The sequence below is a fragment of the Bradyrhizobium sp. LTSP849 genome, from assembly GCF_000938255.1.
Taxonomy (GTDB): domain Bacteria; phylum Pseudomonadota; class Alphaproteobacteria; order Rhizobiales; family Xanthobacteraceae; genus Bradyrhizobium.
The window spans coordinates 502,935-520,674 of sequence record NZ_JYMR01000056.1 but is presented as its reverse complement, the minus strand read 5'-3'; the positions used below and the strand labels follow the sequence as shown (position 1 = coordinate 520,674).

The 17,740-nt window shown below is 61.3% G+C and carries 13 protein-coding genes; 8 read left to right on the top strand and 5 right to left on the bottom strand.

Annotation, left to right across the window (positions count from 1 at the left end; all coding sequences use genetic code 11):
- Nucleotides 1-12: 12 nt before the first annotated feature.
- On the bottom strand, nucleotides 13-1,164 hold the full coding sequence (locus UB31_RS39540) for an AGE family epimerase/isomerase (RefSeq protein WP_045014686.1): 1,152 nt from the start codon (nucleotides 1,162-1,164) through the stop codon (nucleotides 13-15).
- Between the two features lie 86 nt (nucleotides 1,165-1,250).
- Here UB31_RS39540 and UB31_RS39535 point away from each other — a divergent pair, with 86 nt between their 5' ends.
- From UB31_RS39535 to UB31_RS41965, 5 genes are all read left to right on the top strand, one after another.
- A complete protein-coding gene (locus UB31_RS39535; protein WP_045014773.1) occupies nucleotides 1,251-2,474 on the top strand; it encodes a phenylacetate--CoA ligase family protein in 1,224 nt (407 codons plus the stop codon).
- A gap of 234 nt (nucleotides 2,475-2,708) precedes the next feature.
- Entirely contained in the window at nucleotides 2,709-3,179 is a 471-nt protein-coding gene (locus UB31_RS39530) for a hypothetical protein (RefSeq protein ID WP_045014685.1), read from the top strand.
- Nucleotides 3,180-3,330: 151 nt separating this feature from the next.
- Entirely contained in the window at nucleotides 3,331-4,215 is an 885-nt protein-coding gene (locus UB31_RS39525; protein ID WP_045014684.1) for a DUF968 domain-containing protein, read from the top strand.
- A 335-nt stretch (nucleotides 4,216-4,550) separates the two neighbouring features.
- Complete coding sequence (locus tag UB31_RS39520; protein WP_045014683.1) at nucleotides 4,551-4,913, top strand: hypothetical protein; 363 nt, start codon at nucleotides 4,551-4,553, stop codon at nucleotides 4,911-4,913.
- On the top strand, nucleotides 4,910-5,080 hold the full coding sequence (locus UB31_RS41965; RefSeq protein WP_156175765.1) for a hypothetical protein: 171 nt from the start codon (nucleotides 4,910-4,912) through the stop codon (nucleotides 5,078-5,080). Before UB31_RS39520 ends, UB31_RS41965 begins: the two co-directional genes overlap by 4 nt.
- A 659-nt stretch (nucleotides 5,081-5,739) precedes the next feature.
- Here UB31_RS41965 and UB31_RS39515 read toward each other — a convergent pair.
- The 3 genes from UB31_RS39515 to UB31_RS39505 form a co-directional block, all read right to left on the bottom strand.
- Nucleotides 5,740-7,377, bottom strand: a complete 1,638-nt coding sequence (locus UB31_RS39515; protein ID WP_045014682.1) for a carbamoyltransferase family protein — start codon at nucleotides 7,375-7,377, stop codon at nucleotides 5,740-5,742.
- Nucleotides 7,378-7,581: 204 nt separating this feature from the next.
- The gene (locus UB31_RS40035; RefSeq protein ID WP_050044955.1) at nucleotides 7,582-8,814 is read right to left on the bottom strand and encodes a Gfo/Idh/MocA family protein; all 1,233 of its coding nucleotides are present in this window, start codon (nucleotides 8,812-8,814) and stop codon (nucleotides 7,582-7,584) included.
- 162 nt (nucleotides 8,815-8,976) lie between these two features.
- Nucleotides 8,977-10,242: a class I SAM-dependent methyltransferase gene (locus tag UB31_RS39505; RefSeq protein WP_050044954.1), complete on the bottom strand. Its 1,266-nt coding sequence runs from the start codon at nucleotides 10,240-10,242 to the stop codon at nucleotides 8,977-8,979.
- 264 nt (nucleotides 10,243-10,506) lie between these two features.
- On the opposite strand from UB31_RS39505, the gene UB31_RS39500 reads away from it, so the two are divergent.
- From UB31_RS39500 to UB31_RS39490, 3 genes are all read left to right on the top strand, one after another.
- Entirely contained in the window at nucleotides 10,507-11,565 is a 1,059-nt protein-coding gene (locus tag UB31_RS39500) for a glycosyltransferase family 2 protein (protein ID WP_045014681.1), read from the top strand.
- A complete protein-coding gene (locus UB31_RS39495) occupies nucleotides 11,565-12,272 on the top strand; it encodes a class I SAM-dependent methyltransferase (RefSeq protein WP_045014680.1) in 708 nt (235 codons plus the stop codon). The genes UB31_RS39500 and UB31_RS39495 overlap by 1 nt, the downstream gene beginning before the upstream one ends.
- 111 nt (nucleotides 12,273-12,383) lie before the next feature.
- Nucleotides 12,384-15,215 carry a hypothetical protein gene (locus UB31_RS39490; RefSeq protein WP_045014679.1) on the top strand — a complete coding sequence of 944 codons (2,832 nt, stop codon included), beginning with the start codon at nucleotides 12,384-12,386 and terminating at the stop codon, nucleotides 15,213-15,215.
- A 111-nt stretch (nucleotides 15,216-15,326) separates the two neighbouring features.
- On the opposite strand, the gene UB31_RS39485 is transcribed toward UB31_RS39490, so the two are convergent.
- Nucleotides 15,327-17,276, bottom strand: coding sequence for a hypothetical protein (locus tag UB31_RS39485; RefSeq protein WP_045014678.1), 1,950 nt, complete (start codon nucleotides 17,274-17,276; stop codon nucleotides 15,327-15,329).
- Nucleotides 17,277-17,740: the final 464 nt, after the last annotated feature.

The window sequence follows — 17,740 nt, the reverse complement described above, 5'->3', positions numbered from 1 at the left end:
AGCAAAAGAGCTCTAACCCAATACCTGCTCCGCTTCCGTGACTGCGCAGAGAACATGATAGAACGACGACGCAGGAATGGTGTCGATCAGCGATGTGCCGTCGCGATCGAACTGATCGTACCAGCCGCCCCGCACGGGATGGCTGAGATAATGCCGTTCGAGCCTTACCAGCGCCGCGCGCGCTTCGTCGGCCGCGCCCGCCTCGCCGGATTCGGCCTGCGCAATCCACGCCTTCGCAATCTCAGTTTGCGGCCACAGCCGGCGCGTACCGCGGCGGATGTTGCCAATGTCGTCACCCTCGTCGATCAGGCAGCCGGTGGCCGCGTCGCGATAGCGCAGCGCGCTCGCCAGCAGCTCAGTGCGCCGCTGCCCGGTCGGGCAGCCCGTGATGCGTTCAAAACCCTTCAGCAGCCAGACCCATTCCGCCTGATGGCCCGGTTCGACGCTGACCGGCTCGATCTTCGACCAGTCCTCTTCGAAATATTCACCGAGCACGTGCTTCTGCTTGTCGTAGAGATTGCCGAGAAACAGCGCGAAAAACTCGCCGGCGCGATTCTGGAACGACAGATCATGGGTCGCGTCGAAACACGCGATCATCGCCTCGAACAGGTGCATGTGCGGGTTCTGCCGGCGCGGCAACGAGACCGGCAGGCTTTCGTGGACGCCGCCATGCGGCGAACGCAGATGGCCGTCGAGGAAGGCGAGCAGCGCGTCGATCTCGGCGCGGATCTGCGCATCCTTGTCGAGCGCATAGACGGTCGCCAGCGCAAACAGAATGAAGGCATGGTCGTAGGCGTCGCGCCGCGCGTCAAGCACCGCGCCGTCCGGCGTCAGCCGGTGCACATAGCCGGGCCGGCCGTCGGGCGCCTTTGCTTTGGCCAGCAGGTGCTCAAGCCCCTTCAGCGCGATGGCGCGGCCTTCCGGATACCAGCCCATCTGCGCCGCCTTGGCGTAACAATAGATCTGGCGCGCCTGCACCATCACGCGCCGCGGCGCGGCCGCATCCGCCGTGCCGTCGCGATGCAGCCGGTCGATGAAGCCGCCCGCGCTATGGTCCCAGCCGACGGTCGACCACAGCGGTATCGCATCCTCGATCATGCGGCGTTTCAGGCGCGCGACGACATCGGCTGCCTCTTCTGCCGGAATGATCCATTCGTCCGCCATCACGCCCTCTTCAAGCCTCGCCAATGGCCGTCTGATACCCATGCCGGCGGCGGCGTGCAATGGATGCCAACGCGGAAAGATCAGCCATGACCGCTCATTACGACGCCCGCGAGACGCGCGAGCAAGCTGCGCGCGAGGCCGAGCTGTTCTCCCGCCTGCCGGAGGTGCTGCGCAGCGCCATGGCCGCGCCCGCCTATGCCGAGCGTCTCAAGGGCATCGATACGGCCTCCGTGACCTCCAGGGCGGCGCTGGCGCGCCTCCCAGTGCTGCGCAAGTCGGAACTGCCAGCCCTGCACAAGGCCTCGGCCCCCTTCGGCGGCTTCGTGGCGGCAGCACCAGGGTCATTCGCCCGCCTTTTCACCTCCCCCGGCCCGATCTTCGAGCCGGAGGGGCGGCAGGCCGATCCCTGGCACGGCGCGCGGGCGCTGTTCGCGGCCGGGTTCCGCCCCGATGACATCGTGCTCAACACCTTCAGCTACCACCTCACCCCCGGCGGCTTTATCTTTGACTCGTCGGCGCGCGCGCTGGGCTGCGCGGTGATCCCGGCCGGCCCCGGCAATACCGAGCAGCAGTTCGAGCTGATCGAGGCCTACCGGCCGGTCGGCTACAGCGGCACGCCGGACTTCCTGAAGATCCTGCTCGATGGCGCCGCGACCTCGGGGCGCGACGTCTCATCGATCAAGCGCGCGCTGGTTTCGGGTGCCGCCTTCCCGCCCTCGCTCCAGGCCGAGATCAGGGCACGCGGCATCGACGCCTACCAGGCTTTCGGCACCGCGGACCTCGGCATCATCGCCTTCGAGACCGCGGCGCGCGAGGGCATGGTCGTGAACGAGGATTTGATCATGGAGATCGTCAAGCCCGGCACCGGCGATCCCGTGGCGCCGGGCGATGTCGGCGAGATCGTCGTGACCTCCCTCGATCCGCATCATCCCTGGATCCGCCTTGCGCTCGGCGACCTCACCGCGGCACCGCCAGGGCCGAGCAAATGCGGCCGCACCAACATGCGCATCAAGGGCTGGATGGGCCGCGCCGACCAGACCACCAAGGTCAAGGGCATGTTCATCCGCCCCGAGCAGGTCGCGGAGATCGGCAAGCGCCATCCCGCGCTCGGGAGACTGCGCTTGGTCGTCACGCGCCAGGGCGAGACCGACGCGATGACGCTGAAAGTGGAATCCGGGGCGGCGAGCGATGCGCAGCGCGAGGAGGTCGAGGGCACGTTGCGCGCAGTGACGAAACTCGGCGGTAACGTCGAACTGGTGAGCCCGGGCACACTGCCGAACGACGGCAAGGTGATCGCGGACGAGCGCTAGACGCAATCGGGCGTCTCGAGCGTAGCTACGCAACTTTCATGTCACTTAGCTCGATCATCGAAAGGACACTATCGTTAGAGAGCTCCAAGCTCCTCAGAAGTCTGCGAGTTCGTGCATAACGAATGATCGATCCAGCAACTGTTCAATCGTGGCCTAGCCCAATGTCCCACCAAATTGGGTTCGTTTTGCCAAATTTGGTCGTGCTCACCCAAGGCCTTCCATTGGTTCCGTGCCGTGGAGCCGGCTGGCTGCCCGAAGGCGTTCAATGATACGCCCGACGCCTATGCGTGGGCGGCCAAAGCAATTCCTGTGATCGGATCCGTGATCGCAGATGACCAGGTTGAATACTGCAAAACCGGGCGTCGCGTGGCGGGTGGCTCTCACTTGCCATCCGATGCGGTGGCTCTCGATATCGTACACGGAAAGCTACGGGGCTGGATGCTCTTCTATAGGGAAGGCTTTCGCGAACCGATGAGCAAGGAGGTTCTGATTCGCCAGGGCCCAGCTGAAAAGTTCATCGTGAATCTCCGTAGCGGCACGACATGGTGGCGGAACATCAAGCAAGCCTCAGAGCGGCAGATCTTTCACCTCAACTCGCCTTATCTGCAATCAGTCAATGACGTCGAAATCTCATGGGTCTCTGAGATTCTAGCTTTGCAAATTCCGCTGTTCGATCTTCCACCAGGCGTAAGTGGGAAGAAGTAGATGTCGTGCTCAATCAGATTTCCGCGAAGCCAGTCCGAGTTAGTAGAATTGCTGCTGGAGGGTGCCAGGGAGGCAAACAGTCGCGGCCCTGGTGCTAAGGGCCCGGGATCGCGTGCCATCATCTCCGAGACGCTGATGTTGGGGGCGACCAATGCATCAATCCAGTGAGCGTATCGGAGCCATCGCAGCGGCCCTCGCTAGAGCCCAGGCCGAACTGGTCGACCCGGAGAAGACACTGACCGCCGTTATTCGGTCGCCCTTCCCACGAGAGGACGACCGGACCTTCTGGTACGCTTCTCTTGCCTCAGGTCTGGACATCGTCCGCAAAACGTTGAGCCAGCAGGAGATCGCAACCATCCAGACGATACAGATCGACCAGACGACAGGTCAAATCCACCTCACCACGCTGCTCGCGCATGTCTCCGGAGAATGGATATCCTCCGATTTTCCGGTTCACCCAGAGATCAAGACGCAGCACCGGATAGGAGCGGCGCTGACATATGCCCTCCTCGCCATGGTAGGTTTCGTAGCAGAGGACGACGCGGTAGGTTTGTCGGATATAATCCCACACTCGTTGGCTTCTGCCAATTCAACGGATTCCCAAGACCGCAAGGGTACGCCGCGGAAAGCGACGAGCGAGAACGGTTGTACGCCTCTTCCCCTGTACGAAGGATACAGTGGTCTTGCCTTTCCCAAGGAGCCGCCGCGAAAAAGAAGCAAAGGTCACCTCGCCTTCATCCGCGGACAAGGGTGCCTTGTCTGTCAAAGGTCGCCATCCGATGCCCATCACTTGAAATTTGCTCAGCCGAGCACCTTAGGACGGAAAGTCAGCGATGAATTCACCGTTCCACTTTGTCGGCCTCACCACCAAGCTCTGCATCGGCATGGCAACGAACACGCGTGGTGGACCAATTTGCAAATCGAGCCCTTGCAAATTGCAAAGGAACTGTGGGCTACGAGCCCGATCCATTCAGTCTTCGCGGAGATGTCATCTCTTCCAGAGAAGCTGACCGTTGCAGGAGCGCGCAGCAAATGAACCGTGTTTCACGGAAGAGCGAAGCCGGCTCCTAAACGCACGCCCAACAACTCCATCCAGTTCTTCCGTATTAAGGCAGGCCCGATACGAGCAGAAGTTGGACGAGCACTCAGAATCTCTTGGGGAGACCTTTCGAAAACTGGAACATTGCGATACATGGCTCGACGCTGATCGCGCCAAAGTAATCGGCCGCGTCATTCGCATACCCTTTGAATTATTAGGATTTAGCTACGCGCCAGACGCCTAAGGATGGGCGGCAAAGGTACTTCCCGTCGTCGGGTCGATTGCTAGCGACCATCAAGTCATATTCCAGCAGACGAGCCGGTGGGTCGCGGGTGCCGCTCACCTTCCAGCGGGTTCGGTCGCACTGGACGTCAGGCACGGAAAAATGCGCGGTTGGCCACTGGTTTGCCGCCGACGCCGTCGTCGCTCTTGCGCTGGTCCATCACCTGGCGATCGGAAGGAATATCCCGTTCACCTCGTTGCTCGACTGGCTGCTTGGCCTGGCGCCACGGGGCGTCGTCGAGTTCGTTCCAAAGTCTGATCCGATGGTGCAACGGCAGTTCCGCGAGGATGTGTTCGCGGAATATGGCAAGGAGCAGTTCGAGGCAGCTCTGCGCTCGAGAGCCGAGATTGTCCGCGTTCTCGAACTCGCTCCCGAGGGCCGAACGCTCTACGAGTACAGGCGTCGGCCATGATGGCAGGTGAACGACGGACCTTCGCCGGACAGCTCTGGCCGCTTGCCGGAGCACGAACCGCGTCGACAGTTCTGTCGACCGTGGCGCTGGTCGACTTCTACGCGCAGAACGCCGACAAACTGGACGGGCCAACGCGGGTCATTCGTTATGCCAGCATACTCTGTTGATCGTGGCCTTCGTCGCAGTTCTCATCAAGGCCTGCTTCAGGAAGGTTTCCTTATGGCGCGTGATCCTCTTAGCCGGACTGGGCACGTTCACCTTATAGGGGCCTGCGCAAGCTGAAGATCAATGACCGTCTTCGCGATGGGGAAAGGTCGCACGGGTCAGTACCGCCGATGGTAGTTCTCGGGCCGATCCTGGAAGCGATCTGGCACCGTCCCATTGGGGTAGCAGCGACCATCGCGAATATCCACGTCGGCGCCGTCGCCGCATGGCACTGGGCGCCTGCGGGTTCCATAGTAAGGCCTTGGGCGCGCGTAATTTGCGGCCATATCCTCCGGACGCAAATAGCCGCTCGGATAGCACAGGCCATCGCGGGCACTCTGGTCCCAATGGTCTTCGCACGGCGGCGGATGCCTCGGCACGCCGCGATACTGTATTTCAAGGGGGCGTATACCGGCGGTTGCCGGCGCTGTTCCGCCAGAGTGGAGTGCAAGAATTGTCGCGATAGTGGTGATCAACATTGGCGGTTCTCCCAGATCGGAAAAGTAGCCGGACCCCGCTGAACGACGGGTGAACGAGGCGATCATGATGGATGTTGGTGGTCCGCCAGCGTGGATCGGCGGCACCGGCTCGTAACAGGGCACTGCTGGATGGATCGAGGCTCCTAGCCCGATTTCGACAGCCGATAGTTGCCCAGATACAACACGTCCAGCCCCGAGCAGAAATAGGTGTGCAGAGCTTCCAGCGGCGCGTTCACGGTGGGCTGCTCGTTGATGTTGAGGCTGGTGTTGATCAGGACCGGCAACGAGGTCGCTTTCGCGAACTCGCCGATCAGGCGGCTATAGAGCGGATTGCTGTCCGCGTGGACGCTCTGGATGCGCGCGGTGTTGTCGACATGGACCACCGCAGGCATCGTCTCGGCAACTTTCTGATTGACCGGGAACGTCACCACCATGAAGGGCGCGTCGAACGTATCCTCGAAATACTCGGCCTGGCGCTCGTACAGCACCGAAGGGCAGAACGGGCGGAACTCCTCGCGATATTTGATCGTGAGGTTGATGCGGTCCTTCATGTTCGCATGGCGCGGATCGGCCAGAATCGAGCGGTTGCCGAGTGCGCGCGGACCATACTCCATCCGCCCCTGGAACCATCCCACGGTCTTCTGCTCCGCGAGATCCGTGACGCAGCGCGACACGGGATCATCCAGCAGCTCGAACCGCGCGCCGATCTTGTCCAGTGTCTCCCGGATCGTGTCGTTGGAATATTCCGGACCCCAATAAGCGTGCGTCAACGACGCGATTGCATGGCCCGCCTCCGCACATTTCATCATCGCGGCGCCCAGCGCCACACCGGCATCGTGCGGCACCGGCGGAACGTAGAGACGCTTCACGGATGGCTCGGCTGCGATCTCCATATTCATCTTGCAGTTCAGCCCGACGCCGCCGGCGATGCAGACATCGCCGCAGCCGGTCTCGGCTATCGCGGAGCGGATCACCTCGGTGGTGACGATCTCGAGCTGCTTCTGGCCGCTTGCGGCGATGTTGGTCAGGCGCTGGTCGAGCGGCTGGCCGCGCAGCCGGCGCGGCCCCAAAATCTCCTCCATCTTCTCGGTGAAGATGCGTTCCTGCCGCGTCGAGAAATCGCTGGTATAGATGTCCGCGTCGCGCCGGCGCTTGTCGAGCTCGGGATCGAGCTCGTAGCTGATGCCGTTGGGACGCAATAGCTTGGCGAACTTGTCGAGATAATCGGGACTGCCATAGGACGACAGGCCCATGACCTTGTATTCGTCGTTGGTCATCTGGTAGCCGAGATACTGCGTCAGCATCCCGTAATACAGCCCGAGACTGTTGTGGCGGCCGAACCGCGTCAGCACGCGGAAGTCGTTGCCGCGCGCATGCGCGACGAAGCCGGAGCTGGAATCGCCCGAGAAGTCGAAGCAGGCAACCGTCGCCTCGGAGAAGCCGGATCCGTAAAACGAGCTCGCGGCGTGGCAGAGGTGATGGTCGTAGAGCTCGATCTTCGGGCTGTGACCGAACTGGTACTTGAAATACTCGGTGAGGCGTTGCGTGAAATTGGTGTAGGTCTTCAGCGGCGAGCAGATCCAGTCGACGTCGCGCATGGTGATGCCGGCCTGCTTCAGGCAGAACCCGATCGCGCCGCGCGGCAGCTCGCCGCGCGCATGCTTGGCGAGCGTGAAACGCTCCTCCTCGGCGGCTGCGATCAACTCACCGTCTCGAAGCAGGACGGCCGCGCCGTCATGATGACCGTGCTTGATACCGGAGCTGATCCCAATCACATACATTCGTCCATACCTCCGGGGAGGCCTTCTATAGGAACTGAGGGCAATGTAAATCTCGCTTCGCCGGCGATTTTACCATTGCACGTCCCGTCCCGCCGGCCGCCCTCACTCGGACACGACGCCCGAGAACAGCGATCAAGTGCCCTAACGGAACCTTCGATTACAGTGCGGTAAGCGGATCTGGCGCGCGGTCTGTGCGGCCGGGTGTCACGCCGAGAGGCCCCCGCTCAAACGGCCGAAGAAATCCGATTGCCGGATCGTTGCGATTATCGGACGCAGCCTATCGTCCCCGACGTGACCCGTCGGACCCGCGATCTCGGCCGCGTCCAGGATGAGGTCCGTAAGCTCCCGCCTCTCGTTCTCGGTGCGCGGCTCCCGGACATCCAGAAGGGGGGCGATGTTGTCTATGACCCAGGCCGAAACATCGGGATCCCTCATCGAGCCGCCGCACGAAAGGCGCGCCGCTGCGGCCCCCGCCTCTTCCGCGACCAATCGGGCCCGCACGGCTTCGGCCAATTCGACGGCTCCAATGCAGCGGGATGCCGATTGGGGAGACGACCCAGCATCCTGAGAAAGCCGCACAATGTCCAGAAAGCCGGCAAGTTCGACGGCGAGCGGACCGGTCTTACCGTCCTTTACGAAGCTCGATTGCTGAACTCCGTCGACGATGATCGCGCCGGGCTCTTGTGTGAAGTCCAGCTCGGCATACCCTCCATTGCGAAATACGAGTCTGATACGCCGCTTGCGCGCCAGAGCTCTTCGTCCGAACCGCAGAGTTGCGCGGGCTTCGCCCAGACCAGCCTCCACCTCGACGGCGCCCTGCGCAAATGGCTTCACCGTGCACGGTTGCGGCTCTGCGCTGTCGTTGACCAGATGGAGCAGCGACCACAGATGAGGCATGATCTCGTCGACCTTGTGGGTCGTTACGTTGGATGACTTGACGACGCCGTGCCGAATCTCCTGCTCCGGATCCAGCCACTCCAGTTCGATGACAGAGACCGCCCGCCCCTCCAACAGGCGCAGGAAGTGGAGCAAGAATGGGGCCCTCAGCAAATGGAGGCCAACGAGAAGCGGAATACCGCGTTCGGCTGCTAGATCGACGAGGTGTCTTGCCTCGTCCACACTCAGAGCCAGCGGCTTCTCGACCAAGGTCGGCACGCCGCTGCGAAGCAGGACTGCAGCGGTCTCGGCGTGATCGGCCGCGGAAGTCGCGACGATGGCAGCATCAGGACGCAAAGCCAGCGCCGCATCCAGGCTGTCGAGCACCGTGAACCTATTGCCAGTTCCGGGAATGTCGGCCAGGAATGCCTCTAGCGCGACCTTGTTGTAGCGCGACACCCACAGGACACGGCCGACCCGTTCGGAAAGCTGAGCCAGCACCGAGGCGTGCGTTCGCCCCCATCGTCCGCCACCCAACAGGGCGACCGTAAGGCCGCTCATCAACACTCCCTTCGCCTACACATTAAGCGAGCCGGTAGAAGCTCTCGTCCGCTCAGGTGGCGTGACAATCGTCGCCGATCTCACGTAGTCGCAGAGACAGGAGGCTATGGCAAAACATGTCCGCCAACTCCGCGCACGAGGGCTTGCCGTCCGGTACATCGCTCAATCCGGCAATATGCTGACCTCGGGCAAGGGCATGACCAATTTCGACTTCAATCCCCTGGCCCGCAATTGCTCGGCAATTGGCTGGCCGTAGTGCCAAGCGAGCAGCACCACATAGTCCGGCTGCTCGCGGATCAATCGTTCGTTGTCGACGATGGGAATCTGCTTTCCGGGCAGATGCAAGCCGAGCTTGAGCGAGGTCGGCTGCTCGCAGATATACGGCATAAGCGCGCGATCGATGCCGACATAGTTCAGCAAGGTACTGCAACGCCCAGGGCATGAATTGCCGACGAAGCTCAGGCCCTTCTTGTTGCAATGGAGGGCGAGCTGGAGGAGGTCGCGCTTGACCTTTTCGGCTCGCGCACGGAACGCCTCATAACATTCAGGCCGCGAGAGACCAAAATCATCTTCGGCCTTCAATAGCTCCGCGATCGTGGGCTTGACTGGACGCCCCCGGCCCTTCGCCACATACACGCGGATATTGCCGCCATAACGGCTGACGCGTCGCGCGTCGACGCAGGTGAAATCGAAAAATTCGAACAGCTTGACGATCGACTTCAGCGAATAAGTGCGAAGGTGCTCGTGATAGATAGTGTCGAACTGCCCGCCCTCGATGACGTCGAGCAGATAGTGGTTTTCGAGAATGAATACGCCGTCGGGCGCCAGCAGACGCTCCAGGCCGCGGATGAAGCCGCCGAGCTGCGCCACATGCGCAAATACGTTGGTGGCAGTCGCGACCTTTGCATGACCGTGCGTCTCCACCACCTTGCGGGCAGTTTCCTCGTCGAAGAAGGCCTGCAAGGTCTCTATGCCCTGCTCCCGGGCAATGCGCGCAATATTGGTCGGCTCGATGCCGAGAACCCGCATGCCGCGCCGCTTAAAGCCGGAGAGCAGCGTCCCGTCGTTTGATCCGATGTCGACAACGAGCTCGTCCGGTTTGAGCCCGAGGTCTTCGACGGCATCCTGCACGAACGCGTCCTGATAGACCGCGAGCTCCTTGGTGATGCCGGAACGGTAGGGATACTCCGGATGAAATACAACCTCGGGAGGAACAACGTAGTCGATCTGCGAGAGAGAGCAATCGCGACACCAGACCTGACGCAGCGGATAACTCGTCTCGGGGCCATCGAGCTGGGCCTTCGAAGGCAACGAATCGCAAAGGGGTTGATGTCCAAGGTCGATGACAAGCTCAAGCCGCTCGGAGCCGCAGACCTGACAGCGCGTCAGCTTCCCGGTCGGGATGTCATGATGTGAGGCGTTGGGCATTCGGAACCTTAATTGCAACAACGAGATACTGCAGATTTCCGGGAAGGCGACCCTCCCGAGTGGCGGCGCGACATCGAGCGCGCCGGGCGATCCTTACTGGAAAGCCCCCCATTAATCAAGCATATGCCCTTCGGAATGCTACGTAATTTGCCGCGAGCAGGCCCGAGCGGGTTTGCGCGATGCGCCGCATCTGGTACTAGCATTTATCAGCTGACATCAACCCTCGGCCGAATACCGATACACACGGACAGGACAACAAACGAGATGCGCGGAAAGTCTGCTGACACAGAATGCAAGCTCATTTCCATTCTGATTCCTGTCTTCAATGAGGAAGGCAACATCCGCAGGGCCTATGACGCCGTCCTGGATGTTTTCGAACAGATGAGCGATCGCTATACGTTCGAAATCATCTTCACGGACAACCACAGCACCGACAATTCGAGTGCGCTTGTCTCCGAGCTGGCGGCCAGAGACTCTCGCGTGCGCGCGGTACGATTTGCCCGAAACTTTGGATTCCAGAGGTCCGTGCTCACGGCCTATCGTCTGGCTTCCGGAGACGCCGCCATCCAGATCGACTGCGACTTGCAGGATCCACCGACGGTGTTCCCCAAATTTCTGGAGCTGTGGGAGCAGGGTCACGACGTGGTCGTCGGCATCAGACGGTTCCGGCAGGAAAGCAAGCCGCTGCAATGGGCGCGACAATTGTACTACCGGCTCCTGAAAAAGCTGTCCGACGACAATCTGATGCTCGACAGCGGCGACTTCAGGCTGATCGACCGCTCCGTTCTGGACCAGTTGCATCTGATCGATGACGTAGCGCCCTACACGCGCGGCCTGACGTCGCTGCTCGCGACCAAGCAGGCTGGCGTGCCCTACGACCGGCAAACGCGGCAAGCGGGCGTGAGTAAATTTCCTCTTGGCAAGCTGATCGCGCTCGCTATCGATGGGATAATCACACACTCGATCTTCCCGCTTCGCCTCGCCGCGTTCATCGGATTGGGAATTTCGATGCTGACGTGCCTCGCCAGTTTCTTCTACATCTTCTCTCGGCTGTTCTTCGGCATCAACTGGCCGGCAGGATTCGCAACGACGACCGTGCTGCTGCTGTTCGGCGTCAGTCTCAATGCGATTTTTCTCGGAATCATTGGTGAGTATGTGGGGCGCATCTACAATCAGGTGCGGTCGCGGCCAACGACGGTGATCGAGTACAGTGTCAATGTGCCCAGCGCTTCACTGGATCGCCTGGCGCTAGGAGCGGCATCGCCGGCGGAGACCCGTGCGCCAGCCGAAATCCTCCGCCGAACGGGAACGGGACAGGCTTGATGACGGAATTCGACCAATATCGCGACGGATATAGTAGGCAAATCGACAGTGCGATCGCCTTCAGCGGGCAGCCGCAGGATTTCTTCACGCGCGCGAAGGCTCGCTACCTGCTGGACACGTTCGCCAAAATCCGCTCGCAGAACGATATTTCGTCAAGACTTCTCGATGTTCTCGATATCGGCTGCGGACAAGGCCTCATTCATCCCCACCTGAGGCCAGCGCAGTCCGGCATCAAGCTGACCGGAATCGACGTCGCCGGCACGGTCATCGAGGAAGCCAGGGCCGACAATCCGGACGTCCATTACGATGTCTATGAAGGCGTGCGGCTCCCCTACGATGCTCGTACCTTCGACATCGCGTATGCCATTGCCGTCATGCATCATGTGCCGCCCGAAGAATGGAAGTCCTTTCTCGTAGAGGCGGCTCGCGTGGTCCGGCCGGGCGGCCTCGTCGTCATCATCGAGCACAATCCGCTCAATCCGCTGACGCAGAAGATCGTCAGGAGTTGTCCATTCGACCAGAACGCCGTGCTCCTCCGTTCCGATCGGCTCGCCAAGCTTTGCCGCGCCGCTGGCATGGTCGATATCGAGCGGCAGTTCATCATATTCACACCGTTCGACACGCCCTTCTTTCACAAGCTGGACGCGAGCCTCGGCTGGCTCCCGCTCGGGGCGCAGTATTGCATGGCCGCTCATGTGCCCACGTAAGGCTCGTCATCCGAGACCGTGCAGCCGGGAGCCCCTCCGATCATCATCACGGCAAGGTGCGCCGCGTATCGCCTTCTCGGCCCCCCCGTCTGAGGCTTTGGGAAAAGCTGCATGAAGGCAGACGTGCAGGAACCCTGCCGCGAGGTCGCGCATCGATCGGGCGCCTGGCTCGACGACGTAGCACCGTTGCTGTCGAGCGCAGCTTTGACGTTGCTCGGCCTTCTCGTCACGATCGTGCTCGCCGATCTGCTGGAGATCGAACCGCGACTACGGACGATGCTGGTCTTCGTCGCGGGCATTCTGGTACTGCCGGTATCCACGGTGACGCTGCAAGATTGGCTTGATCGCCGCTGGCCCGAGGCCGGTCGTCTGTTCGAGGCCCTGAACGTCTGGGGCGCGGTCTCAGCGCTGGCAAGCCTCGCCGTCGTCGCGGTCGCAGCCTGGGCTGCTCCCGATGGCGTGGATTTCTGGCGCAGAGCCGGACTGCGTGCGGTCGAGATCGTGGTATACGGATATGCCGCGCTGGCCGTGCTGCTGCTCGCCGCGTGCTGGAGCGACGCGTTGCTCGATCGGGCAAGTTCAATCATCGTGCGAGCGAGCTCAAGGTCGACGCAAACGGTCGCGCTGGCGTTCGCTTTTGCGGCTGCCGTGATCGCCTTGTTCAAGATCACGCCGGGATACCGACACTTCGGCCCCATCTTCGGCTTTTTGTTTCCCACCGTACCCGGGGGATTTCCCGATCGATCGAGCTTGTTGCTCGCAGCATTGACGGCAGCCCTCCTCGTGGCAGTCGGCGCATGCCTTCTGATGCTCGAACGACGCCTTGCTACGAGCCATCCCGCCCAACTCCGGTCGGCTCAGCGGGCCGCCCTGGCCGTCGCGCTCGTCGCCAGCACCGTCCTGAGTTTCGATTTCTCGCTCACCGGCGACCCGTTTCACTACATGACTGTGGTGGGTCCTGCCCTGCATCTCCTGCACGGCGGAACGCTGATGGTCGACACCTTCTCGCAGTACGGACCAGGCCCCGTTCTGGCCACCTACTTTGCGTTTCGGCTTGGGCCACCATCCTTCGCCGTCGCCAACATCGCCATCCAGTTCTGCAACCTGCTCTTCTACGCGCTCTTTATCATGGCGCTCTGGCAATCGACCCGGCCCCGGATGAGCGCGGCCTGGTTCGGGCTGGTGTTCATCCTGTTCTGGCTGTCCGCGTGGGACAGCGGTCAGGGCAACGTGAATGCCGCGCCTTCGGTGCTGGGAGCCCGCTATCTCCCCGTCATGCTCATGGCCGTCGGGATCGGCGCTCGAGACGGCGTCAGGCATTCCGCGCTCACCTTCCTGGCGGGCTTTCTGTCGGGCCTGTGGAGCATCGAGGCCTTCGTCGGCGCGTTTGCTCTTTATTCCGCCTCGCTCACCTTGCGCAATCTGCGCGACCGAAGCTTCACCAGACTGGTGAAGGACCTCGCCATCGCTGCGGTGCCCATGATTTCGGGGCTTGCTGCGCTGTCGATCGGCACATTGCTGGCGGCGGGCAGTTGGCCGGCCTTCGACGTCTATCTCGGCTTCCTGTCGAGCTACAATCCACTTGCGCAGTTCTGGTCCATACCGTTCGACGCGACGTTCTGGGGCTGGATTCCGATTTGGGGCGGCGTCGCGATCGCGGTAGCCGGCTGCTGGCTGCTGACGATCGACAACAAGCAGAGCTCGTTGGACGCTGCGAGCGACACCTGGCTGCGCCACGCATTGCCTGCAGCGATCCTGACGGCCATGACGGGCTCCTATTTTGCCGCCAGGTCGGTCGACTACACTATCGCCATTGCTCTCTTGCCGTTCGGGCTGCTGTTCATTCCCGCCGCGCTCTGGTTGGCAGGTCTTGCGCTGCGCGAAGAGCGCGTGGCGGGCATATTGACCGCGCTGGCGGCTGCCGCGGTGTTCTGGGCATCGACTTTCTCATGCCTCCACATGTTTCGTATCGATTCACCCTATTCGCTGCTCTCTGGTGAATGCTGGAATCACGGTCGCTGTACCCCCGCTGCCCTGTCCGCGGCCTTGCGCGAACAAGTGGATCGCGAGCTCGCTCTGCGCTCGACAGGCCATTTCTTGTCCCTGGATGGCTACGACCGCGAGATCGTTGCGGATGCAAAGCACCTGATCGACCGATACGCCGCGAGCTCGCCGAAAGTCACCGTGCTGCTCGGCGAAGGTGCAAATGCTCGCCAGATGCTCAGCGACGTTGCACTCATGTATGCGAACAAATGGCATACCTGGCCGCGATCCTTCACTTTTTCGGATGAGCTTGTACCGGCAATCTATACAAGCATCCTGGCAACCGACGTGACGCTCGCCACCGGCGATCTGGTTGTCAGACGCCGCGACGAAGCAAGCCTCGGCTCGCTCGAAAAGGCCATTCTGGACCAGCTTCGAACCCGCGGTTCCCTCTGCGAACTTCGCGGATCAACGGCCGAAGTGATCGCTTACCGCTTCGAGAAGACGGGAGATCTGCAATCTCCGGAAGCTTGCCATGAGCAACAGGTTGATGGTGAGGCCGCTAAGCGATCCACCGCGCCACTGCAGGATCTTGCGTCATTCATCGACGCTCTTCGAACCGTGGGACGCGTCCTCCCGGATGGGCCGCTGGATTATCCGGACCTGGACCGCGCGGGCGTAGCAGTTCCTCCGAACCTGATCGCGGGGCGGCGGCTGGTCTCCTTCGCAGGGCCCATGCTTCTGCAAAAGCGCGGATCTCTGCTCATCATGGATCTCTATTCCTTTCCCAAGACCACATGCCAACAGCTGCTGCCGGCCATCAGCCAACTCGCGGGCGTCAAGCGAATGGGAATCACTGCGACTTTGGCTGACGAGCAAAACGCCCCGATTTCGCAAGCTCAGGCAAAGCTGTTATGCGCCGTCGAATCGCGATTCTTGCGGATCATCGTCACCCCCTGAGATCACCTGCGACCGAGGCAAGTGGGCTATCCTTAATGTAGCCGTTGTCAGATCCGATCGTACCAAACCGAACACTCGTTAGCAGGACCGGGACTGGACGCTATTGCACGCTCACGATTTCGGAGCGGCGCAGCTTAGCCGGCGACCAACTTGCGGGGTCGAAAGCACCAGAATTGTGCCGAGCCCCGATCGTGCTGCCCGTGCGCAAAGCTGATCGTCGCTCGCAGCTTCCGAGATTGCGTCTTCCGCGTTGTTGTTCCCCAGGTAATACCTGTCCCTCGGACATCCGAACTCGGCGGGGTTGAGCCCCTTGAGCATGGGCATGCCGAGGCTTGCAGGAACAAACAACGGGTCGCCACGACAGTCGATATAGTTCGTCCAGAATGGCCGGTTGTCCGGCGCCACGAACACGGCTGTATTGTGCGTTTGCCCTCCGCTCAAAGAAAGCAACGTCTCGATCGACCGCCCTCCCGGGGTGCGCCTCACATCATCGCCGATCTCTCCACGAAGGCTCCCGCCAGGCGCAAGCAGCGCTGCCGTTGCATGCAAGGCTGACAATGGGGCCGCCTCGCCTTTGCCGGCGAGTGTGTAGGCCCGAGCGCGCAATTCCTGGAACTGCCTTGCCAATTCGATGGGGCTGCGTCTCTTCTCATTGGTAGCGAGTGCCACGACAGCGATGGCGATCAGGATCACAGCGGGCCGGAATGCTCGGGGCTTCCGCTTTTCGAGCATCGGACCGCCGTAGGCTGTCAAAAAGGCGATACAGACGAAAGTCCCGACATTCGCGAAATAATAGGCAGAACCTCCTATGATATCGAGCAGGAGAGCCGGAGCAAGGCTCCCCATCGCAAAGAGTGCCAATGCCTCCGCAAGCCGCATCTCAACCAAAGTGCCGCAGAGCCAAAGGCGCGCCGCCCCATACAGCAGCACCAGGTTGGCCACGATGTTCGGCAGCGAGCCGCGCGGAAACTCTCGCACGAAAGCAAGTGGCTTCAACGAATGGATGTATTCTCCGGCATCGGGAGAACCGATCGCGCTCGCAAGCCAGACCAGCGGTGCGATTGGTGCCGCAATCTTGACTAAGTTCAGGAGAGTAAGCCCCAGGCGTCGCCACAGCAAAAATCCGACGGCGCCCCAGAAAATCACACCGACCGAAATCTTCGCGAAAAGGACCAACGTGCCCGCGACCGCAAGGGCTATCAGAGGAGGTCCGAGCGATGACCTCTTATCGGCAATCTCCCGAAGCAGCGGTAATGCAAACAAGAGCAGGAAGAGGGAGACGAAGTAGCTTTCAGAAACGAGATACGAAGTCCATCCCCAGAGATCGGTGATCATCAGAAGCAGGAGCGGAACCAGCGTCACGAGCGCGCTGTCGCTCAATCCTTCGGCGGAGCGCCGCAGCAGCAGGCCCGCCATGATCAAGCTAAACAACAGCAACGGAATGGCGATGATTTGCGCCGTAAGATAGTAACTCTCGAGAGTGGTGACGCCGAGCCACACGCCGACAGATCCCATCCATATGTGGGACAGCACGTGATACTTCATCGGCATGAAGCCGTCCAACCCGGCACTCAAGTGCCCGAAGTTGACGAGCATGTTGGCAATGGACGCATGAAATAGCGTGTCGAGATGCTGCAGACCCGTTCGCGCCTGTTCCGGCGTGAGCACGGTAGCATACCCTCTGGAGTTGACGACGAAGAAGTAGCCGATCCCGGCACCGCCGCCGCAGACGACGGCCAGTATCAAGGTCCGTGCCTCCATGCGGCGCGCCACCCCAGCGACGCGTTGCACGCCCAGAAACAGCATCCCAAGCAAAACCGGGTAGGCAATGAGGTCGGCAAAGGCACGACTGAACAAGACAAGGCACGGCAGAAAGATGATCGCGATGATCGTGAGGACCACCCCGGCGTGGCTTGTACCGTGGTGCCGCCGAAAGCTCAGTGTCGGCAGACAGGAGACTGCGGCTGCCAGCAGCAGAAACGCTTTCACGAATGCGAACCAGTGCGGGCTTCCCAGCGGCCAGCGCACGACCGCACATGCAATCGCCGACGTCGCCGACATCGCCCATATAAAGATCGCTGCGAAGCAAATGGAATCGGCTTCAACCGAAGCCCGGCTCGCCCCAGAGGTTCGACCCAACACTTCCAGCGGGGGGGAATGCACGCAGGCTAAGTCCTTCTACAGCCGATATCGGAGGCGCTTGAGCAATTCGTCGATACGGGACTGTCGAAATAACCAATTCCGCGCCTTGCGGCCAGTGCGTTGACGGTAAAAACACGGGATTCATGGAACCCACGCCAGCAACCAAGGACCAATCTGGTACTCTTCCAGGCGGTCGAAACTGCGCCACACGGCCACCCGCAGCCTATGCGAACGTGCAACCGAGCGCGCGAGGCGATCTCGCAAAACCAACAACCAGATGAGCTCCAGCGCTTCCGGAAGAGGATGCGCGGCTCCAGCCGCGTCGCCCGACGGAAGGAAACCCTTCGGCTGCCCCAACAGCGACGATTGCCACGGCCAATATC

What these genes read in the sequence shown, in the direction of transcription:
- UB31_RS39500 (WP_045014681.1), top strand. Translation starts at nt 10,507, where the DNA reads ATGCGCGGAAAGTCTGCTGACACAGAATGCAAGCTCATTTCCATTCTG.
- UB31_RS39495 (WP_045014680.1), top strand. Translation starts at nt 11,565, where the DNA reads ATGACGGAATTCGACCAATATCGCGACGGATATAGTAGGCAAATCGAC.
- UB31_RS39485 (WP_045014678.1), bottom strand. Translation starts at nt 17,276, where the DNA reads ATGTCGGCGACGTCGGCGATTGCATGTGCGGTCGTGCGCTGGCCGCTG.
- UB31_RS39515 (WP_045014682.1), bottom strand. Translation starts at nt 7,377, where the DNA reads ATGTATGTGATTGGGATCAGCTCCGGTATCAAGCACGGTCATCATGAC.
- UB31_RS40035 (WP_050044955.1), bottom strand. Translation starts at nt 8,814, where the DNA reads ATGAGCGGCCTTACGGTCGCCCTGTTGGGTGGCGGACGATGGGGGCGA.
- UB31_RS39535 (WP_045014773.1), top strand. Translation starts at nt 1,251, where the DNA reads ATGACCGCTCATTACGACGCCCGCGAGACGCGCGAGCAAGCTGCGCGC.
- UB31_RS39540 (WP_045014686.1), bottom strand. Translation starts at nt 1,164, where the DNA reads ATGGCGGACGAATGGATCATTCCGGCAGAAGAGGCAGCCGATGTCGTC.
- UB31_RS39490 (WP_045014679.1), top strand. Translation starts at nt 12,384, where the DNA reads ATGAAGGCAGACGTGCAGGAACCCTGCCGCGAGGTCGCGCATCGATCG.
- UB31_RS39505 (WP_050044954.1), bottom strand. Translation starts at nt 10,242, where the DNA reads ATGCCCAACGCCTCACATCATGACATCCCGACCGGGAAGCTGACGCGC.
- UB31_RS39525 (WP_045014684.1), top strand. Translation starts at nt 3,331, where the DNA reads ATGCATCAATCCAGTGAGCGTATCGGAGCCATCGCAGCGGCCCTCGCT.
- UB31_RS41965 (WP_156175765.1), top strand. Translation starts at nt 4,910, where the DNA reads ATGATGGCAGGTGAACGACGGACCTTCGCCGGACAGCTCTGGCCGCTT.